Below are 16841 nucleotides of genomic sequence, written 5' to 3' on the forward strand. Positions count from 1 at the left end.
CGGCGCCGCCCGGGGGCGCGGCGCGCCCCGGTCCCGGTGCGCCCGGCCCCCGCCCGGCGGCCGCCGGTCCCGGTGGCCCGCGTCCGGGTCCCGGTGCCGGTCCGCGTCCGGGTCCCGGCGGTCCCCGCTCGGCTCCCGGTGCGGGTGGCCCCCGCCCGGCTCCCGGTGCGGGTGGTCCGCGTCCGGCGGCCGGTCCCGGTGGCCCGCGTCCGAACCCGGGCATGATGCCGCAGCGCCCGAGCCCCGGCATGATGCCGCCGCGGCCGGCCGGTGGCGGCCGTCCCGGTGCCGGCGGGCCCGGCGGCGCAGGCCGTGGCCGTCCCGGTGGTGGCCCCGGTGGCGGTGGCGGTGGCGGTGGCTTCCGTCCGGGTGGTGGCGGCGGTGCCCCCGGCGCCGGCGCGCCCGCCGGTGGTGGCTTCCGTGGTGGTGGCGGCGGCGGCGGTCGTGGCCGCGGTCGCGGTGGTTCCGGTGCCGGCACGGCCGGTGCCTTCGGGCGTCCCGGCGGTCGCGGACCGGTCCGCGGTCGCAAGAGCAAGAAGCAGCGGCGCCAGGAGTTCGACTCCATGGCGGCACCCAGCATGGGTGGCGTCTCGCTGCCGCGCGGCAACGGACAGACCGTCCGCCTGCCGCGGGGTGCGTCGCTGACCGACCTCGCCGAGAAGATCGGCGCTCAGCCGGCCGCGCTGGTCACCGCCCTGTTCCACCTGGGCGAGATGGTCACCGCGACCCAGTCGGTCAACGACGAGACGCTGCAGCTGCTCGGTGCCGAGATCGACTGGGTCATCCAGGTGGTCAGCCCCGAGGACGAGGACCGCGAGCTGCTCGAGACCTTCGACCTCACCTTCGGCGACGAAGAGGGCGAGGAGGGCGACTGGGAGTCCCGTCCGCCGGTGGTGACCGTCATGGGTCACGTCGACCACGGCAAGACCAAGCTGCTCGACGCCCTGCGTCACAGCAACGTGGTCGCCCGCGAGGCCGGCGGCATCACCCAGCACATCGGCGCCTACCAGATCGTCACCGAGCTGGAGCACAACGAGCGGCCGATCACCTTCATCGACACCCCGGGTCACGAGTCGTTCACCGCGATGCGTGCCCGTGGCGCGAAGGTGACCGACATCGTCGTCCTGGTCGTGGCGGCCGACGACGGCGTCATGCCGCAGACGGTCGAGGCGCTCAACCACGCCCAGGCCGCCGAGGTGCCGATCGTGGTCGCGGTGAACAAGATCGACAAGGAGGGGGCCAACCCCGCCAAGATCCGGCAGCAGCTCACCGAGTACGGCCTCGTGGCCGAGGAGTACGGCGGCGACACGATGTTCGTCGACGTCTCCGCGACCACGCGGCAGGGCCTCGACGACCTGCTCACGGCGATCCTGCTGACCGCCGACGCCTCGCTCGACCTGCGCGCCAACACCGAGCAGGACCCGCAGGGCGTGGTCATCGAGGGCAAGCTGGACAAGGGCCGCGGCCCCGTCGCCACGGTGCTCGTCCAGCGCGGCACGCTGCGCCAGGGCGACTCGATCGTGGCCGGCGACGCCTACGGCCGCGTCCGGTCGCTGCTCGACGAGCACGGCACCAAGCTCAAGGAGGCCCTGCCCTCCCGGCCGGTGCAGGTCGTCGGGCTCACCTCGGTGCCGCGCGCCGGTGACACGTTCCTCGTCGTCGAGGAGGACCGGGTGGCCCGGCAGATCGCCGACCGCCGCCAGGCCCGCATCCGCAACGCGCAGAACGCCTCCATGCGCAAGCGGATCAGCCTCGAGGACCTCGACGCGGCGCTCAAGGAGACCCGCCAGCTCAACCTGATCATCAAGGGCGACAACTCGGGCACCGTCGAGGCGCTCGAAGAGGCGCTGATGAAGATCGAGGTGAGCGACGACATCTCGCTGCGGGTCATCCACCGCGGCGTCGGCGGCATCACCAAGAGCGACATCGACCTCGCGCTGGCCGACGACGTCATCGTCCTGGGCTTCAACGTCCGGGCCGAGGGTCAGGCCACCGAGCTGGCCAACCGCGAGGGGGTGGACGTCCGGTACTACACGGTCATCTACCAGGCCATCGACGAGATCGAGGCCGCCCTCAAGGGGATGCTCAAGCCGGTCTACGAGGAGGTCCAGCTGGGCACGGCGGAGGTCCGCGAGGTCTTCCGGGTGCCCAAGATCGGCAACGTCGCCGGTTCGCTGGTCCGCAGCGGCACGATCGTCCGCAACTCGAAGGCCCGGCTCCTGCGCGACGGTGCCGTGGTCGCCGACAACCTGTCGGTGGAGTCGCTCCGCCGCTTCAAGGACGACGCGACCGAGGTCCGCGAGGGCTACGAGTGCGGTATCGGCCTGGGGTCGTTCAACGACATCAAGGTCGACGACGTGATCGAGACCTTCGAGATGCGCGAGATCCCGCGCGACTGAGGTAGCTGAGGCGGCCCCTGCAGGTGAGTCCGTTGGCCCTCCTGCAGGGGCCCGCCGCGTGCGTGCGAGTGGCGGGTGGCAGGAGGGTCCTCATCTTCACCGGCACGCTCAGCGCCGACCTGCTGCTCGGTGACGTCCACTCGCTCAAGGGCAAGCGCGCCGTCGTCCGGCCGATCGTCGCCGAGCTGCGGCGCCGCTTCGCCGTGGCCGCCGCCGAGGTCGGCGACCAGGACCTGCACCGCCGCGTCCAGGTCGGGGTGGCCACCGTGGCCGCCGACGCCGGCCAGGTCGCCGACGTGCTCGACGCCTGCGAGCGGTTGCTGGCCGAGCGGCCGGAGGTGACGCTGCTCTCGACGCACCGGCAGCTGTTCTCCGACACCGATTGAGGAGCCCTGCCCCCGGCTCGGAACCGGCCGAGGCCACCGGGGGCCAGATCCCACCGTCCGTTCGGCGTCCCCTGGACGCCCCGACCCAGGAGGTCCGATGGCCGACCCGGCCCGCGCCCGCAAGCTGGCGGTGCGCATCCGCCAGATCGTCTCCGCCGCGATCGAGATGCAGATCAAGGACCCCCGGCTGGGCATGGTCACCGTCACCGACACGCGGGTGACCGGCGACCTCCGCGAGGCGACCGTCTTCTACACCGTGTACGGCGACGCCGCCGCGGTCGAGGACTCCGCGAAGGCACTGGCGTCGGCGACCGGCGTGCTGCGCTCCGCGGTGGGGAAGCAGACCGGGATCAAGTTCGTCCCGACGCTGACCTTCGTCGCCGACCACGTGCCCGACACCGCCCGCGAGCTCGACGCCGCGCTGGAGCGGGTCCGGCACGCCGACGCCGAGCTCGCCCGGATCCGGGAGGGCAAGGCCTACGCCGGCGAGCCCGACCCGTACCGGCACCCGGCCGAGGACGACGACGACACCGACGACCTCGGAACTGCCGATGACGTGGTCGACGTGCCCGCCCGGACCAGGAGTGCCTCGTGAGCGAGAACGACCCGGACCCCCGCCTGCCCGACGAGGGGCAGGGCCGCTCGCAGCTCGGCGGGCGCGACGTCCCCGACTCCGGCGACCCGACCCAGGGCGGCAAGCAGGGAGCGATCGGCGACGCCCCCAGCATCACCTCCGACGAGCCGGACGCCGCCGACTCCGCCTACCCGGTCGGCGGGGGGAAGGTGACCGAGGAGCAGGACGCCCCTCCGGTCGCCGACCCCGGTCCCTCGGCGTGACGATCGCGATCCCGCCGGGCACCGAGCTGACCGACCGCGCCGCCGCCGTCCTCGCCGAGGCGGCGGCGTCGTCGGCCACCGTGGTCCTCTCCGGTCACGTGCAGCCCGACGCCGACGCGCTGGGCAGCACGCTCGCCCTGGCCGAGGGCCTCCGTCGCCGCGGAGCCCGCGTGCTGGCCACCTTCCCGGAGCCCTTCGTGCTGCCCGCCTCACTCGCCTGGCTGCCCGGTGCCGAGGGGCTGGTGCCGTCGTCGGACGTGCCCGGCTCCCCGGACGTCTTCGTCAGCCTGGACGCCGCCTCCCCGGGCCGGCTGGGTGAGCTGGCGGTCCTGCTGGAGCGCGCCGGGACCTCCGTCGTCGTCGACCACCACGCCAGCAACCCGGGCTTCGGGGACGTGCGCGTCGTCGACCCGGCCGCACCGGCGACCGTCGCGCTCGTCGCCGACCTGCTCGACGGGCTCGGCGTCAGCCTCGACGAGCGGCTGGCCACCTGCCTCTACGCGGGCCTGGCCGCCGACACCGGGTCCTTCCGGTTCGGCAACACCCGACCCGACACCCACGGTCTCGCCGCCCGGTTGCTGGCGACCGGCATCGACCACGCCGCGATCAGCCAGCGGCTGTTCGACACCGCGCCGTTCGGCTGGCTGGGCCTGCTCTCGGTCGTCGCCGGCCGGGCCGTGCTCGAACCCGACGTCGGCGCCGGCCTGGTGTGGACCTGGTCGAGCACTGCCGAGGCCGCCGAGCACGGCCTGCCGGGGGAGCAGCTCGAGGCGCTGGTGGACGTCGTCCGCTCCACGCAGGAGGCCGACGTCGCCTGCGTGCTCAAGGGGCAGGACGACGGCTCGTGGTCGGTCTCGTTGCGCTCGCGCGGCGCCACCGACGTCGCCCGCGTCGCCGTGGCCCTGGGCGGTGGCGGCCACCGCGCCGCCGCGGGCTTCACCTCCGCCGCGGACCGCGAGACCACGGTGCGGCGCATCCGGACCCAGCTCGAGGCGTGACCCGCCCGCCCTCGGTCCTCGCGCTGGCGGCGCCGGCCCTGGTCGTGCTGGCCGCGGAGCCGCTCTACCTGCTGGTCGACACCGCCGTCGTCGGCAACCTGGGCACGGTCGCGCTGGGGGGCCTCGCCGTCGGCGGCGCGCTGCTGGCCTGGGCCGCCGCGCTGCTCAACTTCCTCGCCTACGGCACGACCGCCCGCGCCGCCCGCCGGGCCGGGGCCGGTGACCGGGCCGGCGCGGTCGCCGAGGGCGTGCAGGCCACCTGGCTGGCCCTGGCCCTGGGCGGAGCCGTGCTGCTGGTCTTCCAGCTGCTGGCCGGCCCGCTGACCCGGGTGCTGGCCGGCGGTGCCGGGCCGGTCGCCGCGGCGGGGGAGACCTGGCTGCGCATCGCGAGCCTCGGGGCACCGCTGCTGCTGGTCTCCCTGGCCGGCAACGGCTGGCTGCGCGGCGTGCAGGAGCTCCGCCGGCCCATGCGCTACGTGCTCGCCGGCAGCCTGGTGAGCCTCGTGCTCTGCCCCCTGCTGGTGCACGTGGCCGGCCTGGGGCTGCCCGGCTCGGCGGTCGCCAACGTCGCCGGCCAGGCGGTCTCGGCCGCCCTCTTCGTCCGCGCCATCCTGCGGGAGGACGTCGGCCGGCGGCCGCGCGCGGCGGCGCTGCGGGCCCAGCTGGTCATCGGCCGCGACCTGCTGCTGCGCGCCGCCGTCCTGCAGCTGGCGTTCCTGGTGGCCACCGGCGTCGTGGCCCGCGCCGGCACCGCGGAGCTCGGCGCGCACCAGATCGCCGTCCAGCTGTTCTTCTTCCTCGCCCTGGTGCTCGACGCCTACGCGATCGCGGCGCAGACCCTCGTCGGCCAGGCGCTCGGCGGCGGCCGCCTCGCCGACGCCCGCAGCACCGCCCGGCGGGTCAGCCTCTGGGGGCTGGGCACCGGGCTGCTGGTCGCCGCCGTGCTCCTGGCGCTGCGGCCGGTGGTCCCGCCGCTGTTCACCGACGACCCCGCGGTCGTGGCCGAGGCCGGCGTGGCGTGGTGGTTCCTCGCCGGCATGCAGCCGCTGGCCGGCGTGGTGTTCGCGCTCGACGGCGTGCTCATGGGGGCCGGCGACGTCGGCTACCTGCGCACGGTGACGATCGGGGCGGCCCTCGTCGGCTTCGTGCCGCTGTCGCTGCTCGCCGTCCCGCTGGGCTGGGGGCTGGCCGGGGTGTGGGCCGGGCTCACGCTCTTCATCGCGCTGCGCCTGGTCGCCGTCCTGGTGCGGGTGGCGGGCGACCGGTGGCTGACCGCACCTGACACGGTGACGGTGTGAGCCGACGCCCCGACGCCGACGTCCCCCCGGGCCTCCTGCTGGTCGACAAGCCCGGCGGCGTGACCTCCCACGACGTCGTCGCGCGCGCCCGCCGGGTGCTGTCGGTGCGCCGGGTCGGGCACGCCGGGACGCTCGACCCGATGGCGACCGGTCTGCTGGTCCTCGGTGTGGGCGCCGCCACCCGGCTGCTCGGGTACCTCGGCGGCCACGACAAGACCTACGAGGCCACCATCCGGCTGGGCCAGGCGACGGTGACCGACGACCGCGAGGGCGAGGTGCTGAGCACCACGTCCGCCGCCCACCTCGACGACGCCGCGGTCGCCGCCGCGCTGGCGGCGCAGACCGGGCCGCTGCTGCAGGTGCCCTCCTCGGTGAGCGCGGTCAAGGTCGCCGGCCGGCGGTCCTACGACCGGGTACGGGCCGGCGAGGAGGTGGTGCTCGAGCCGCGGGCGGTCACCGTGCACCGGCTCGACGTGCACCGCGTCTCCCGGCCCACCCCCGAGCTGGTCGACGTCGACGTGACGGTCGGCTGCACCGCCGGCACCTACGTCCGCGCGATCGCCCGCGACGCCGGCGCCGCCCTGGGCGTCGGGGGCCACCTCGCCGCACTGCGCCGCACCGCGTCGGGACCGTTCGCCGTCGACCGGGCCGCGCCGGTGGAGGAGGCGGCCGCGGCGCTGGCCGGCGCCGGGGGACCGGGCGTCCTCGGCCTTCCCGACGCCGCCCGCCTGGTCTTCCCCGAGCGGGTGCTCACCGCCGACGAGGCGCGCGCCCTCGGCCACGGCCAGCGGGTCCCCGCCACCGGCACGCCCGGCCTGCACGCCGCGATCGACGGCGACGGCCGGCTGGTCGCCCTGGTCGAGGACGCCGGTCCGACGGCCCGGGTCGCGGTCGGCTTCCCGCCGGGATGACCGGCGTGGCACCGTGCCTCCCGTGACGGACCTCGACGGGCGCCTGGCGGCCCTGACGGCGCTGCTCGCGCCCCTGCCCGATGTGCTCGTGGCCTTCTCCGGCGGGGTCGACTCCGGCACGCTCCTGGCCGCCGCCGCGCGGACGCTCGGGCCCGGCCGGGTGGTGGCCGCGACCGCCGTCTCGCCCAGCCTGCCCGCCGCCGAGCGCGCCGCGGCCGCCGACTTCGCCGCCTCCCTCGGGGTGCGGCACGAGCAGCCGCGCACCGACGAGCTCTCCCGGCCCGGCTACGTCGCCAACGCCGGCGACCGCTGCGCCTTCTGCAAGACCGAGTTGGTCGACGTCCTCGCGCCCCTGGCCGCGCGCCTCGGCATCGCCGACGTCGTCACCGGCACCAACGCCGACGACCTCCGCGCCGGCTTCCGGCCCGGCATACGGGCGGCCGCCGAGCGGGGTGCCTGGGCGCCCCTGGCCCGGGCCGGCCTGACCAAGGACGACGTCCGCGCCGCCGCCCGCCGCTGGGGGCTGCCGCTGGCCGACAAGCCCGCCGCCGCCTGCCTGGCCAGCCGGATCGCCTACAGGGTGCCGGTGTCGGCCGAGCGGCTGGCCCGGGTCGAGGCCGCCGAGTCGGCGCTGCGGGGCGCCCTGGTCGCCGCCGGCGTGCCGGTCCGGGACCTCCGGGTGCGCGACCTCGGGGCCGTGGCGGGCCGGGACACCGCCCGGGTCGAGGTGGACGCCGCCGCCGTCGCGGCGCTCACGGACCGGCCCGAGGTGCTGGCCGTGGTCATCGGGTTCGACCGGGTGGAGGTCGACCCCCGCGGGTTCCGGTCGGGGTCGATGAACGAGCTGCTGCCGGACCCGGTCCGCTACCGCTGACGGCTGCGCACGATGCGCGCGGCGGCCACCCCGGCGCCGAAGCCGTTGTCTATGTTCACCACGAGGACCCCGGGCGCGCAGGCGGTGAGCATGGTCAGCAGCGCGGCCAGCCCCTCGAACGCCGCGCCGTAGCCCACCGACGTCGGCACCGCGACCACCAGCCGGTCGGTCAGGCCGGCGACCACGCTGGGCAGGGCGCCGTCCATCCCGGCGACGACGACCACCGCGTCGGCCGCGGCGAGGTCGGGGACGACGGCCAGCACCCGGTGCACGCCGGCCACGCCGACGTCGTCGACCCGCCGGCTGCCCACGCCGGAGGTGGCGAGGGTGAACGCCACCTCGGCGGCGACCGGGCCGTCCGACGTCCCGGCGGTGAGCACCACCACCTGCCCGACGGGCGCCGGCAGCGCCCCGACGGCCACACAGCGGGCCTCGGGATCGACGACGGCGTCGGGCCAGCGGGAGCGGACGGCCTCCCTCGTCGCATCGTCCACCCGCGTGGCCCACGCGGTCCCGGTGTCCGCCAGGAGGGCGGCGAGGCAGGCCACCGTCTGCTCCGGGGTCTTCCCCGCGGCGTAGACGACCTCCGGCGTGCCGGTGCGTGCCGCGCGGTCGGGGTCCAGCCGGGCGAAGCCGAGGTCGGTCGTGCGCGTGGCGTCCACGGAGCCAGCATGGGGGATTGACCCTCCGCCGGGCCGGGAAGGGGAGGGCCATGAGCGTCGTCAAGATCAACGCGATCACCGTGCCGCCGGACAAGCAGGCCCGCTTCGAGGAGCGCTTCCGCGGGCGGGCGGGTGCGGTGGAGGAGACCCCGGGCTTCGAGTGGTTCGAGCTGCTGCGGCCCCAGGAGGGCACCGACCAGTACCTCGTCTACACGCGCTGGAGCAGCCAGGAGGCCTACGAGGCGTGGCAGTCCAGCCAGGACTTCGACCGCGCCCACTCCGGCGGCGGCGACACCCTGGCGCCGGCCGCCGCCACCTCCAGCCACCTGTGGAGCTACGAGGTGCTCGAGTCCGCCGGCCCGAAGGCCGGCCAGGGGCAGCAGGTCTGACGGCGGGGCGGGCCGGCGGCGGTCGTCGTCGGCCCGCCGCCGGGCCGGGCTAGGGTGGACCAGCGGGCCCGGCAAGCCGTCGGGCGCCGCCCGTTGATCCCTGCACGCCGCAAGGTGGGAGCCATGACCGACACGCTCGCCGACAGCCGTACCTCCTCCCGGGTCTTCTCCGAGGGCGTGCCGGTGGTCGTGGAGGACGTGCGGCGGCGCCCGGCGGCCGAGCGGGACGCGCTGCTGGCCGACCCCGGCTTCGGCCGGTACTTCACCGACTCGATGTTCGTCGCGCGCTACCGCGCCGGTGAGGGCTGGTACGACGCCCGGCTGACCGCGTACGCGCCGCTGCAGATGGACCCGGCCACGGCCGCGCTGCACTACGCCCAGTCGATCTTCGAGGGGCTCAAGGCCTACGCCCAGCCCGACGGCAGCGTCGCCACCTTCCGGCCCGAGGCCAACGCGGCCCGCTTCGTCCGCGGTGCCCGGCGGCTGGCGATGCCGCCGGTGCCCGAGGAGGCCTTCCTGGCCGCGGTCGACGCGCTGGTCGACGCCGACCGCGACTGGGTCCCCACGGGCCCCGACCAGACCCTCTACCTGCGGCCCTACCAGCTGGCGACCGAGCCGTTCCTCGGCGTCCGGCCGGCCCACGAGTACCTCTTCCTGGTCATCGCCAGCCCGGCGGGCGCGTACTTCCCGCGCGGGGTCCACCCGGTGTCGGTCTACCTGTCCGAGGACTACATCCGGGCCGCTCCCGGCGGGACCGGCGACGTGAAGTGCGCCGGCAACTACGCCGCCAGCCTGCTGGCCCAGGAGCAGGCGATCGAGGCCGGCTGCGACCAGGTCGTGTGGCTCGACGCGGTGGAGAAGCGCTACGTCGAGGAGATGGGCGGGATGAACCTGTTCTTCGTCCTCGGCTCCGGCGACGACGCCGAGCTGGTCACGCCCGAGCTGACCGGCACCCTCCTGCCGGGCATCACCCGGGACTCGCTCATCACCGTCGCCCGCGAGATGGGGCACCGGGTCACCGAGCGGCGGTTCAGCGTCGACGAGTGGCGGGCCGGCGTCGCCGACGGCACGGTCACCGAGACCTTCGCCTGCGGAACGGCGGCCGTGATCACCCCCGTCGGCGAGGTGAAGGCCCGCACCGGCGACTTCGTGGTCGGCGACGGCGAGCCCGGGCCGCTCACCATGGCGCTGCGCGGGCACCTCCTCGACATCCAGCACGGCCGGGTGCCCGACACCCACGGCTGGCTGCACCGGGTCGCCTGAGCGCGGGGCGGGAAACGGCATTGCTCCGCTGGCGCGGGCTGGAGGCCACCCCGGCTGACCTCGGCCGGACCGTGGTCACCGTCGGGATGTACGACGGCGTCCACCGCGGCCACCAGATGCTGATCGGCACCGCCGTGGAGCGGGCGCGGGCGATGGGCCGCCCGTGCCTGCTCCTCACCTTCGACCCGCACCCCTCCGAGGTGGTCCGCCCCGGCTCGCACCCGGCGATCCTCACCTCGATGGACCGCAAGGCCGAGCTGGTCGCCGCCCTCGGCGTCGACGCGATGTGCGTGCTGCCGTTCACGCAGGACTTCATGCGGCTGTCCCCGGAGACGTTCACCCACACGGTCCTGGTCGAGCGGCTGCACACGGCGTCGGTGGTGGTGGGGGAGAACTTCACCTACGGGCACCGGGCCGCGGGCACCGTCACCACGCTGACCCAGGAGGGCCGCCGGTTCGGCTTCAGCGTCGAGGGGGTGGCCCTGACGGGGGACACCTCGGCCGACGGCGAGATCACCATCTCCTCGACCTACATCCGGGCCTGCGTGGCGGCCGGCGACATGGTCCCGGCGGCCCGCGCGCTGGGCCGGCCGCACCGCATCGAGGGCGTGGTCGTCCGGGGGGACCGCCGCGGCCGGGAGCTGGGCTACCCGACGGCGAACGTGGAGTCCCCGCCGTTCACCGCGATCCCCGCCGACGGCGTCTACGCCGGGGCACTGGTCATCCGCGACCCCCGGACCGGAGCCACCCGCAGCACCTCGCCGGCCGCCATCTCGGTGGGGACCAACCCCACCTTCCAGGGGACCCGCCGGACGGTCGAGGCCTTCCTGCTCGACTTCGAGGGCGACCTCTACGGCGAGCACGTGGGCGTGGAGTTCGTCCAGCGACTGCGCCCGATGCTCGCGTTCTCCGACGTCGGCGAGCTGGTGGCCGCGATGGACCGGGACGTCGCCGAGACCCGGTCGGTCCTCGGACTGTGACACCGCGGTCCTCCGGCCACCCGCTCCCGGGGACCGTTCGACGCCGGTGTGTAACCTTGGGGCGACGTCGGCATCCCCGACGTGTGTGCAGCCTGCCCCCGTGACCCAGACCGGGGGCCACACGTGACCTGCCCAGGAGGCCGTCCATGGCGCTCGACAGCGCGACCAAGCAGCAGATCATGACCGAGTACGCCACGGTCGAGAAGGACACGGGTTCGCCCGAGGTGCAGGTCGCGATGCTGACCCGCCGGATCAGCGACCTCACCGAGCACCTCAAGCAGCACAAGCACGACCACCACAGCCGGCGGGGCCTGCTCCTGCTGGTCGGCCGTCGTCGCCGGCTGCTGAACTACCTGGCGAAGACCGACATCAGCCGGTACCGCTCGCTCATCGAGCGGCTCGGTCTGCGCCGGTAAGCACGACGAGGGGACCGTCCCGCCGGGACGGTCCCCTCTCTCGTCGGGCACCCGCCCCACGAGACCCCCGGCCTCCCGAGCCGGACCCCCCACGCTGGTCGGTCCTCGGTAGTGGCCCCCGGGCATGCCCCTCCCCACGGGAGGGGAACCCCTCCCGTGGGCTTCGATCGAAGACCGGTCACCCCGGGCGCAGTTCGGCGCAGGACGCCACGAAGAGGACGTCGCCGCATGCGACGTAGGAAGAGGACGACGTGTCCGCACCCACCACCCAGAACACCACCGCGGCCGAGTTCGACCCCGAGGACGGGGTCACCACCGCCACGGCGGTCATCGACAACGGCAGCTTCGGCAGCCGCAGCGTCACCTTCGAGACCGGTCGCCTGGCCCGCCAGGCCGCCGGCTCGGTCGTCGTCACCACGGGCGACACCATGCTGCTGTCGGCCACCACGGCCGGCCGCCAGCCCAAGGAGCAGTTCGACTTCTTCCCGCTGACGGTCGACGTCGAGGAGCGGATGTACGCCGCCGGGCGCATCCCCGGCTCGTTCTTCCGCCGCGAGGGCCGCCCGTCGGAGGACGCGATCCTCACCTGCCGGCTGATCGACCGCCCGCTGCGCCCGACCTTCGCCAAGGGCCTGCGCAACGAGGTCCAGGTCGTCATCACCGTCCTGTCGCTGGACCCCGACCACCTGTACGACGTGCTGGCGATCAACGGCGCCTCGGCGTCCACCCAGCTCTCCGGCCTGCCCTTCTCCGGCCCGGTCGGCGGCACCCGCGTCGCGCTGATCAACGGCCAGTGGGTGGGCTTCCCGACCCACACCGAGCTGGCCGACGCCGTCTTCGACATGGTCGTGGCCGGTCGCGTCCTCCCGGACGGCGACGTCGCGATCATGATGGTCGAGGCCGAGGCCACCGAGAAGACGGTCCAGCTGGTCGCCGGCGGCGCCCCCTCCCCGACCGAGGAGGTCGTCGCGCAGGGCCTCGAGGCCGCCAAGCCGTTCATCAAGGCGCTGTGCGAGGCGCAGAGCGCGCTGGCCGCCAAGGCCGCCAAGCCGGTCGCGGAGTTCCCCCGCTTCCTCGACTACCAGGACGACGTCTACGCCGCCGTCGAGTCCTTCGCCGCCGGACGGCTCGCCGAGGCGCAGGCCATCGCCGGCAAGCAGGACCGCGAGGCGGCCACCGACGCGCTCAAGGACGAGGTCAAGGCCGCGCTGGCCGGCCAGTTCGAGGGCCGCGAGAAGGAGATCTCCGGCGCCTTCCGCGCGCTCACCAAGAAGGTCGTCCGCCAGCGCATCCTGCGCGACAAGGTCCGCATCGACGGCCGCGGGCTGACCGACATCCGCCCGCTGTCGGCCGAGGTGGAGGTCGTGCCCCGCGTGCACGGCTCGGCGCTGTTCGAGCGGGGCGAGACCCAGATCCTGGGCATCACCACGCTGAACATGCTCCGCATGGAGCAGCAGCTGGACACGCTCTCGCCCGAGACGCGCAAGCGGTACATGCACAACTACAACTTCCCGCCGTACTCCACCGGTGAGACCGGCCGGGTCGGCTCGCCCAAGCGCCGCGAGATCGGCCACGGTGCGCTCGCCGAGCGGGCGCTGCTGCCGGTCCTGCCCGACCGCGAGGAGTTCCCCTACGCGATCCGGCAGGTGTCCGAGGCGCTGGGCTCCAACGGCTCGACGTCCATGGGCTCGGTCTGCGCCTCGACCCTCGCGCTGCTCAACGCCGGTGTGCCGCTGAAGGCGCCGGTCGCCGGCATCGCGATGGGCCTGGTGTCCGACGAGGTGGACGGCAAGACCGAGTACGTCGCGCTGACCGACATCCTCGGCGCCGAGGACGCCTTCGGTGACATGGACTTCAAGGTCGCCGGCACCAAGGACTTCGTCACGGCCCTCCAGCTGGACACGAAGCTCGACGGCATCCCCTCCGACGTCCTCGCCCAGGCGCTGACCCAGGCCCGCGCGGCCCGGCTGCACATCCTCGACGTCATGGGCGAGGCCATCGACGGCCCCGACGAGATGAGCCCCTACGCCCCGCGGGTGACCACGGTGCGCATCCCGGTCGACAAGATCGGCGCGGTGATCGGCCCCAAGGGCCAGATGATCAACGCGATCCAGGACGAGACCGGCGCGGACATCACCATCGAGGACGACGGCACGATCTACGTCGGCGCCTCCGACGGCCCCTCGGCGCAGGCGGCGGTGGACCGGATCAACGCGATCGCCAACCCGCAGATGCCGAAGGTGGGCGAGCGCTTCCTCGGCACGGTCGTGAAGACCACGCCGTTCGGCGCCTTCGTCTCGCTGCTGCCGGGCAAGGACGGGCTGGTGCACATCAGCAAGCTCGGTGCCGGCAAGCGGATCGCCAAGGTCGAGGACGTCGTCAACGTCGGCGACAAGCTGCAGGTCGAGATCACCGACATCGACGCCCGCGGCAAGATCAGCCTCGTGCCGGTCGCGGCCGAGGGCGACGGCTCCGGCGACGCCGCCCCGGCGGCCGAGGCCCCGGCCGAGTCCGCTCCCGCGGAGGCGTGAGTACCGAGCAGGCCGTGACCGGGGCCGGGACGGGCGCAGCGACGCCCGTCCCGGCCCCGGCCGGTGTCGGGCAGACCGTCGTCCTCGACGTCGACGAGGTCGGCGGCCGGGTGGAGCGGACCGTGCTGCCCGGCGGCCTCCGGGTCCTGACCGAGACGATGCCCGGCGTGCTGTCGGCGACCGTCGGCATCTGGGTCGGCGTCGGCTCCCGTGACGAGACCGATCCCGTGGCGGGCTCCTCGCACTTCCTCGAGCACCTGTTGTTCAAGGGGACGGCGACCCGGAGCGCGCTGGAGATCGCGACGGCCATGGACGCCGTCGGCGGTGAGATGAACGCGTTCACCGCGAAGGAGCACACCTGCTACTACGCGAACGTGCTCGCCAGCGACCTCCCGCTGGCGATGACGCTCCTCGGGGACCTGGTCACCGACGCGCTCAACACCGCGGCCGACCTCGAGTCCGAGCGCACGGTGGTGCTCGAGGAGATCGCCATGCGCGACGACGAGCCCGCCGACGCCGTGCACGACCTCTTCGCCGAGACCCTGTTCGGCGACACCGCGCTGGGCCGCTCGGTCCTCGGCACGGTCGAGTCGATCGAGGGCCTGACGCGCGAGGACGTCGACGGCTGGTACCGGCAGCGCTACGTCGTCCCGTCGATCGTGGTCACCGCGGCCGGCCGGGTCGACCACCGGCAGGTCCTCGACCTGGTGGCCGCCGCCTTCGGTGACCGGCTCTCGGGACCCGGGGCACCGGCGCCGCTGCGGCGCGGCGAGCCGGCCGGTGCCACGAGCCCGGCGCGGCCGACCGGCCTGATCCGGCGGCGCACCGAGCAGACGCACCTGCTGCTCGGGTCGGTCGGCATCGGCCGGCTCGACGACCGGCGCTACGCCGCGGCCGTCCTGGAGACGGCGGTGGGCGGGGGCATGAGCTCGCGGCTGTTCCAGGAGATCCGGGAGAAGCGGGGCCTGGTCTACAGCGTCGGGTCGGCCCTCACCCACTACGCCGGCACCGGCGCCTTCTCCGTGTACGCGGGGTGCTCGCCGAAGCGGGTGCCCGAGGTGCTGCGGCTGGTCCGCGAGGAGCTCGCGCGCGTCGCCGCCGACGGGCTGACGGCCGAGGAGGTGGCCCGCGGTCGCGGCCAGCTCAAGGGCGGCCTGGTCCTGGGCCTGGAGGACACCGGGTCCCGGATGAGCCGGCTGGGCAAGAGCGAGCTCTCCTACGGCGAGTACCTGTCGGTGCGCGAGGTGCTCGACCGGCTGGACGCCGTCGACGAGGCCCAGGTCCGCACCGTGGCGGCCGACCTGCTGACCCGGGAGACCTGCCTCGCGGTCGTCGGGCCCTACCGCGAGTCCGAGCTCGACCGGCTCTGATGCGCCGTCGCGGGCCCGCGCTCGCCGTCCACGGCGCGCTGTCGCGCGGCGTGTTCGCCGTGGCGGTGCTGGTCTCCCTCGCCGTGCTGTTCGCCCCGGCGGACGACGTCCCCGCCGCGCCGCCCGGCGTGGACAAGGTGGTGCACCTGGTGCTGTTCGCCGTCCTCGCGGCGAGCGGACGATGGGCCGGCATCCGCGCCCGGGTGCTGGCCGCCCTGCTGCTGCTCTACGCGGCGGTGAGCGAGGTGGTCCAGGGGCTCACCCCGCTGGAGCGGTCGGCGTCCGTGGCGGACTGGGTGGCCGACGCCGTCGGCGTCCTGGCCGGGCTGCTCGCGTGGGCCGGCCTGGAGCGGCGGTCGCGGCGCTGACCTGCGGGCTGCCTTGCATCCGCCGGTCCGGCCGGGAAACCTGACCCGGTGACCGTGAGCACCCCCACCACCGACCAGCAGGCAGCGACGGAGACGACGGGCGAGGGTCCCCGCCTCGCGGTGGGCGTCCTCGGTGCGCGGGGGCGCATGGGCACCGAGGTGGTCAAGGCGGTCAACGCGGCCGACGACCTCGAGCTCGTCGCCATGGTCGACTCCGGGGACTGGCTGTTCGACCTCGCCAACGCCGGCGCGCAGGTCGCCGTGGACTTCACCCGTCCCGACGTCGTCATGGACAACATCCGGTTCTGCATCGACAACGACATCCACTGCGTCGTCGGGACCACGGGGTTCGACGAGGCCCGGCTCGCCACCGTCGCGGAGTGGCTGGAGCCCAAGCCGGAGCTGGGCGTGGTCATCGCGCCGAACTTCGGCATCGGTGCGGTGCTGCTCATGCGCTTCGCCCAGGAGGCGGCCCGCTTCTTCCCCTCGGTCGAGGTGGTCGAGCTGCACCACCCGAACAAGGTCGACGCCCCCTCGGGGACGGCGGTCCGCACCGCCCGGCTGGTCGCCGCCGCCCGCCGGGCCGCGGGCATGCCGCCCTCGCCGGACGCCACCACCGACTCGCTCCCCGGCGCGCGCGGCGCCGACGTGGAGGGCGTCGCCGTGCACGCCGTCCGGCTCACCGGCCTGGTCGCGCACCAGGAGGTGCTCATGGGCTCCGCGGGGGAGACGCTGACCCTGCGGCACGACTCCTACGACCGGGCCTCCTTCATGCCGGGGGTCCTCCTGGCGGTCCGCGAGGTCCGCGGGCGGCCCGGCCTGACGGTCGGGATCGAGGGCTTCCTGGGCCTCTGACGAAGGACCCCGTCCTCCCCACCCTCCGCCGGCTCAGGGCGGGCCCCGGGACGGGGCCGGGTGTGACGGGGGACGCCCCTCGCCGAGTTGCACGCCCCCGCGGGAGGTCGTGTATGGTTCTCTACGCGCCGGACGGGGCCGAGAGGCCCGGCGGACAGCGCCCCCCGGGGTGCGGAGATCCGAGAACGGCGTACAGTAGGTCAAAGCCGCCAGGGACGAAGCCCGCGAGGGTCTGGTCGTTGCGCGTCCGCTCCTTGAGAACTCAACAGCGTGCCGAAAGTCAGTGCCAAGTAACAACCCCTTT

17 protein-coding genes are annotated in these 16841 nt (G+C 74.8%); 16 read left to right on the forward strand and 1 reads right to left on the reverse strand.

Annotated elements, in window-relative coordinates:
- Positions 1-563 precede the first annotated feature (563 nt).
- From infB to larE, 8 genes are all read left to right on the forward strand, one after another.
- On the forward strand, positions 564-2399 hold the full coding sequence (gene infB / locus MY520_RS26680) for a translation initiation factor IF-2 (RefSeq protein WP_436695723.1): 1836 nt from the start codon (positions 564-566) through the stop codon (positions 2397-2399).
- A gap of 32 nt (positions 2400-2431) precedes the next feature.
- Entirely contained in the window at positions 2432-2785 is a 354-nt protein-coding gene (locus MY520_RS26685) for a DUF503 domain-containing protein (protein ID WP_436695724.1), read from the forward strand.
- Between the two features lie 97 nt (positions 2786-2882).
- A complete protein-coding gene (gene rbfA, locus MY520_RS26690) occupies positions 2883-3380 on the forward strand; it encodes a 30S ribosome-binding factor RbfA (RefSeq protein ID WP_436695725.1) in 498 nt (165 codons plus the stop codon).
- A complete protein-coding gene (locus tag MY520_RS26695) occupies positions 3377-3622 on the forward strand; it encodes a hypothetical protein (RefSeq protein WP_436695726.1) in 246 nt (81 codons plus the stop codon). The genes rbfA and MY520_RS26695 overlap by 4 nt, the downstream gene beginning before the upstream one ends.
- Positions 3619-4620, forward strand: coding sequence for a DHH family phosphoesterase (locus tag MY520_RS26700; RefSeq protein WP_436695727.1), 1002 nt, complete (start codon positions 3619-3621; stop codon positions 4618-4620). The genes MY520_RS26695 and MY520_RS26700 overlap by 4 nt, the downstream gene beginning before the upstream one ends.
- Positions 4617-5918: an MATE family efflux transporter gene (locus tag MY520_RS26705; RefSeq protein ID WP_436695728.1), complete on the forward strand. Its 1302-nt coding sequence runs from the start codon at positions 4617-4619 to the stop codon at positions 5916-5918. Before MY520_RS26700 ends, MY520_RS26705 begins: the two co-directional genes overlap by 4 nt.
- The gene (gene truB, locus MY520_RS26710; RefSeq protein WP_436695729.1) at positions 5915-6829 is read left to right on the forward strand and encodes a tRNA pseudouridine(55) synthase TruB; all 915 of its coding nucleotides are present in this window, start codon (positions 5915-5917) and stop codon (positions 6827-6829) included. Before MY520_RS26705 ends, truB begins: the two co-directional genes overlap by 4 nt.
- Before the next feature lie 22 nt (positions 6830-6851).
- Positions 6852-7703 (forward strand): ATP-dependent sacrificial sulfur transferase LarE, encoded by an 852-nt coding sequence (gene larE, locus MY520_RS26715; protein ID WP_436695730.1) that lies wholly within the window; start codon positions 6852-6854, stop codon positions 7701-7703.
- Here larE and larB read toward each other — a convergent pair.
- On the reverse strand, positions 7694-8365 hold the full coding sequence (gene larB / locus MY520_RS26720) for a nickel pincer cofactor biosynthesis protein LarB (protein ID WP_436695731.1): 672 nt from the start codon (positions 8363-8365) through the stop codon (positions 7694-7696). The two genes, larE and larB, sit on opposite strands and share 10 nt — an antisense overlap.
- A gap of 50 nt (positions 8366-8415) precedes the next feature.
- Here larB and MY520_RS26725 point away from each other — a divergent pair, with 50 nt between their 5' ends.
- From MY520_RS26725 to dapB, 8 genes are all read left to right on the forward strand, one after another.
- Positions 8416-8754, forward strand: a complete 339-nt coding sequence (locus MY520_RS26725) for an antibiotic biosynthesis monooxygenase family protein (RefSeq protein WP_436695732.1) — start codon at positions 8416-8418, stop codon at positions 8752-8754.
- Between the two features lie 123 nt (positions 8755-8877).
- Positions 8878-10017, forward strand: coding sequence for a branched-chain amino acid aminotransferase (locus MY520_RS26730; RefSeq protein ID WP_436695733.1), 1140 nt, complete (start codon positions 8878-8880; stop codon positions 10015-10017).
- A gap of 20 nt (positions 10018-10037) precedes the next feature.
- Positions 10038-10997 (forward strand): bifunctional riboflavin kinase/FAD synthetase, encoded by a 960-nt coding sequence (locus MY520_RS26735; protein ID WP_436695734.1) that lies wholly within the window; start codon positions 10038-10040, stop codon positions 10995-10997.
- A 146-nt stretch (positions 10998-11143) separates the two neighbouring features.
- Entirely contained in the window at positions 11144-11413 is a 270-nt protein-coding gene (gene rpsO, locus MY520_RS26740; RefSeq protein WP_012949947.1) for a 30S ribosomal protein S15, read from the forward strand.
- A gap of 251 nt (positions 11414-11664) precedes the next feature.
- A complete protein-coding gene (locus tag MY520_RS26745) occupies positions 11665-13944 on the forward strand; it encodes a polyribonucleotide nucleotidyltransferase (RefSeq protein ID WP_436695735.1) in 2280 nt (759 codons plus the stop codon).
- Positions 13941-15314, forward strand: a complete 1374-nt coding sequence (locus MY520_RS26750) for a M16 family metallopeptidase (protein WP_436695736.1) — start codon at positions 13941-13943, stop codon at positions 15312-15314. The genes MY520_RS26745 and MY520_RS26750 overlap by 4 nt, the downstream gene beginning before the upstream one ends.
- A complete protein-coding gene (locus MY520_RS26755) occupies positions 15314-15682 on the forward strand; it encodes a VanZ family protein (RefSeq protein ID WP_436695737.1) in 369 nt (122 codons plus the stop codon). Before MY520_RS26750 ends, MY520_RS26755 begins: the two co-directional genes overlap by 1 nt.
- A gap of 54 nt (positions 15683-15736) precedes the next feature.
- Complete coding sequence (gene dapB / locus MY520_RS26760; RefSeq protein ID WP_436695738.1) at positions 15737-16537, forward strand: 4-hydroxy-tetrahydrodipicolinate reductase; 801 nt, start codon at positions 15737-15739, stop codon at positions 16535-16537.
- Positions 16538-16841 lie beyond the last annotated feature (304 nt).

Source organism: Geodermatophilus sp. CPCC 205506, from assembly GCF_051383635.1.
GTDB lineage: Bacteria > Actinomycetota > Actinomycetes > Mycobacteriales > Geodermatophilaceae > Geodermatophilus.

Coding starts and splice junctions, on each gene's coding strand:
- rbfA (WP_436695725.1), top strand. CDS start 2,883: ATGGCCGACCCGGCCCGCGCCCGCAAGCTGGCGGTGCGCATCCGCCAG.
- MY520_RS26755 (WP_436695737.1), top strand. CDS start 15,314: ATGCGCCGTCGCGGGCCCGCGCTCGCCGTCCACGGCGCGCTGTCGCGC.
- rpsO (WP_012949947.1), top strand. CDS start 11,144: ATGGCGCTCGACAGCGCGACCAAGCAGCAGATCATGACCGAGTACGCC.
- MY520_RS26730 (WP_436695733.1), top strand. CDS start 8,878: ATGACCGACACGCTCGCCGACAGCCGTACCTCCTCCCGGGTCTTCTCC.
- infB (WP_436695723.1), top strand. CDS start 564: ATGGCGGCACCCAGCATGGGTGGCGTCTCGCTGCCGCGCGGCAACGGA.
- MY520_RS26725 (WP_436695732.1), top strand. CDS start 8,416: ATGAGCGTCGTCAAGATCAACGCGATCACCGTGCCGCCGGACAAGCAG.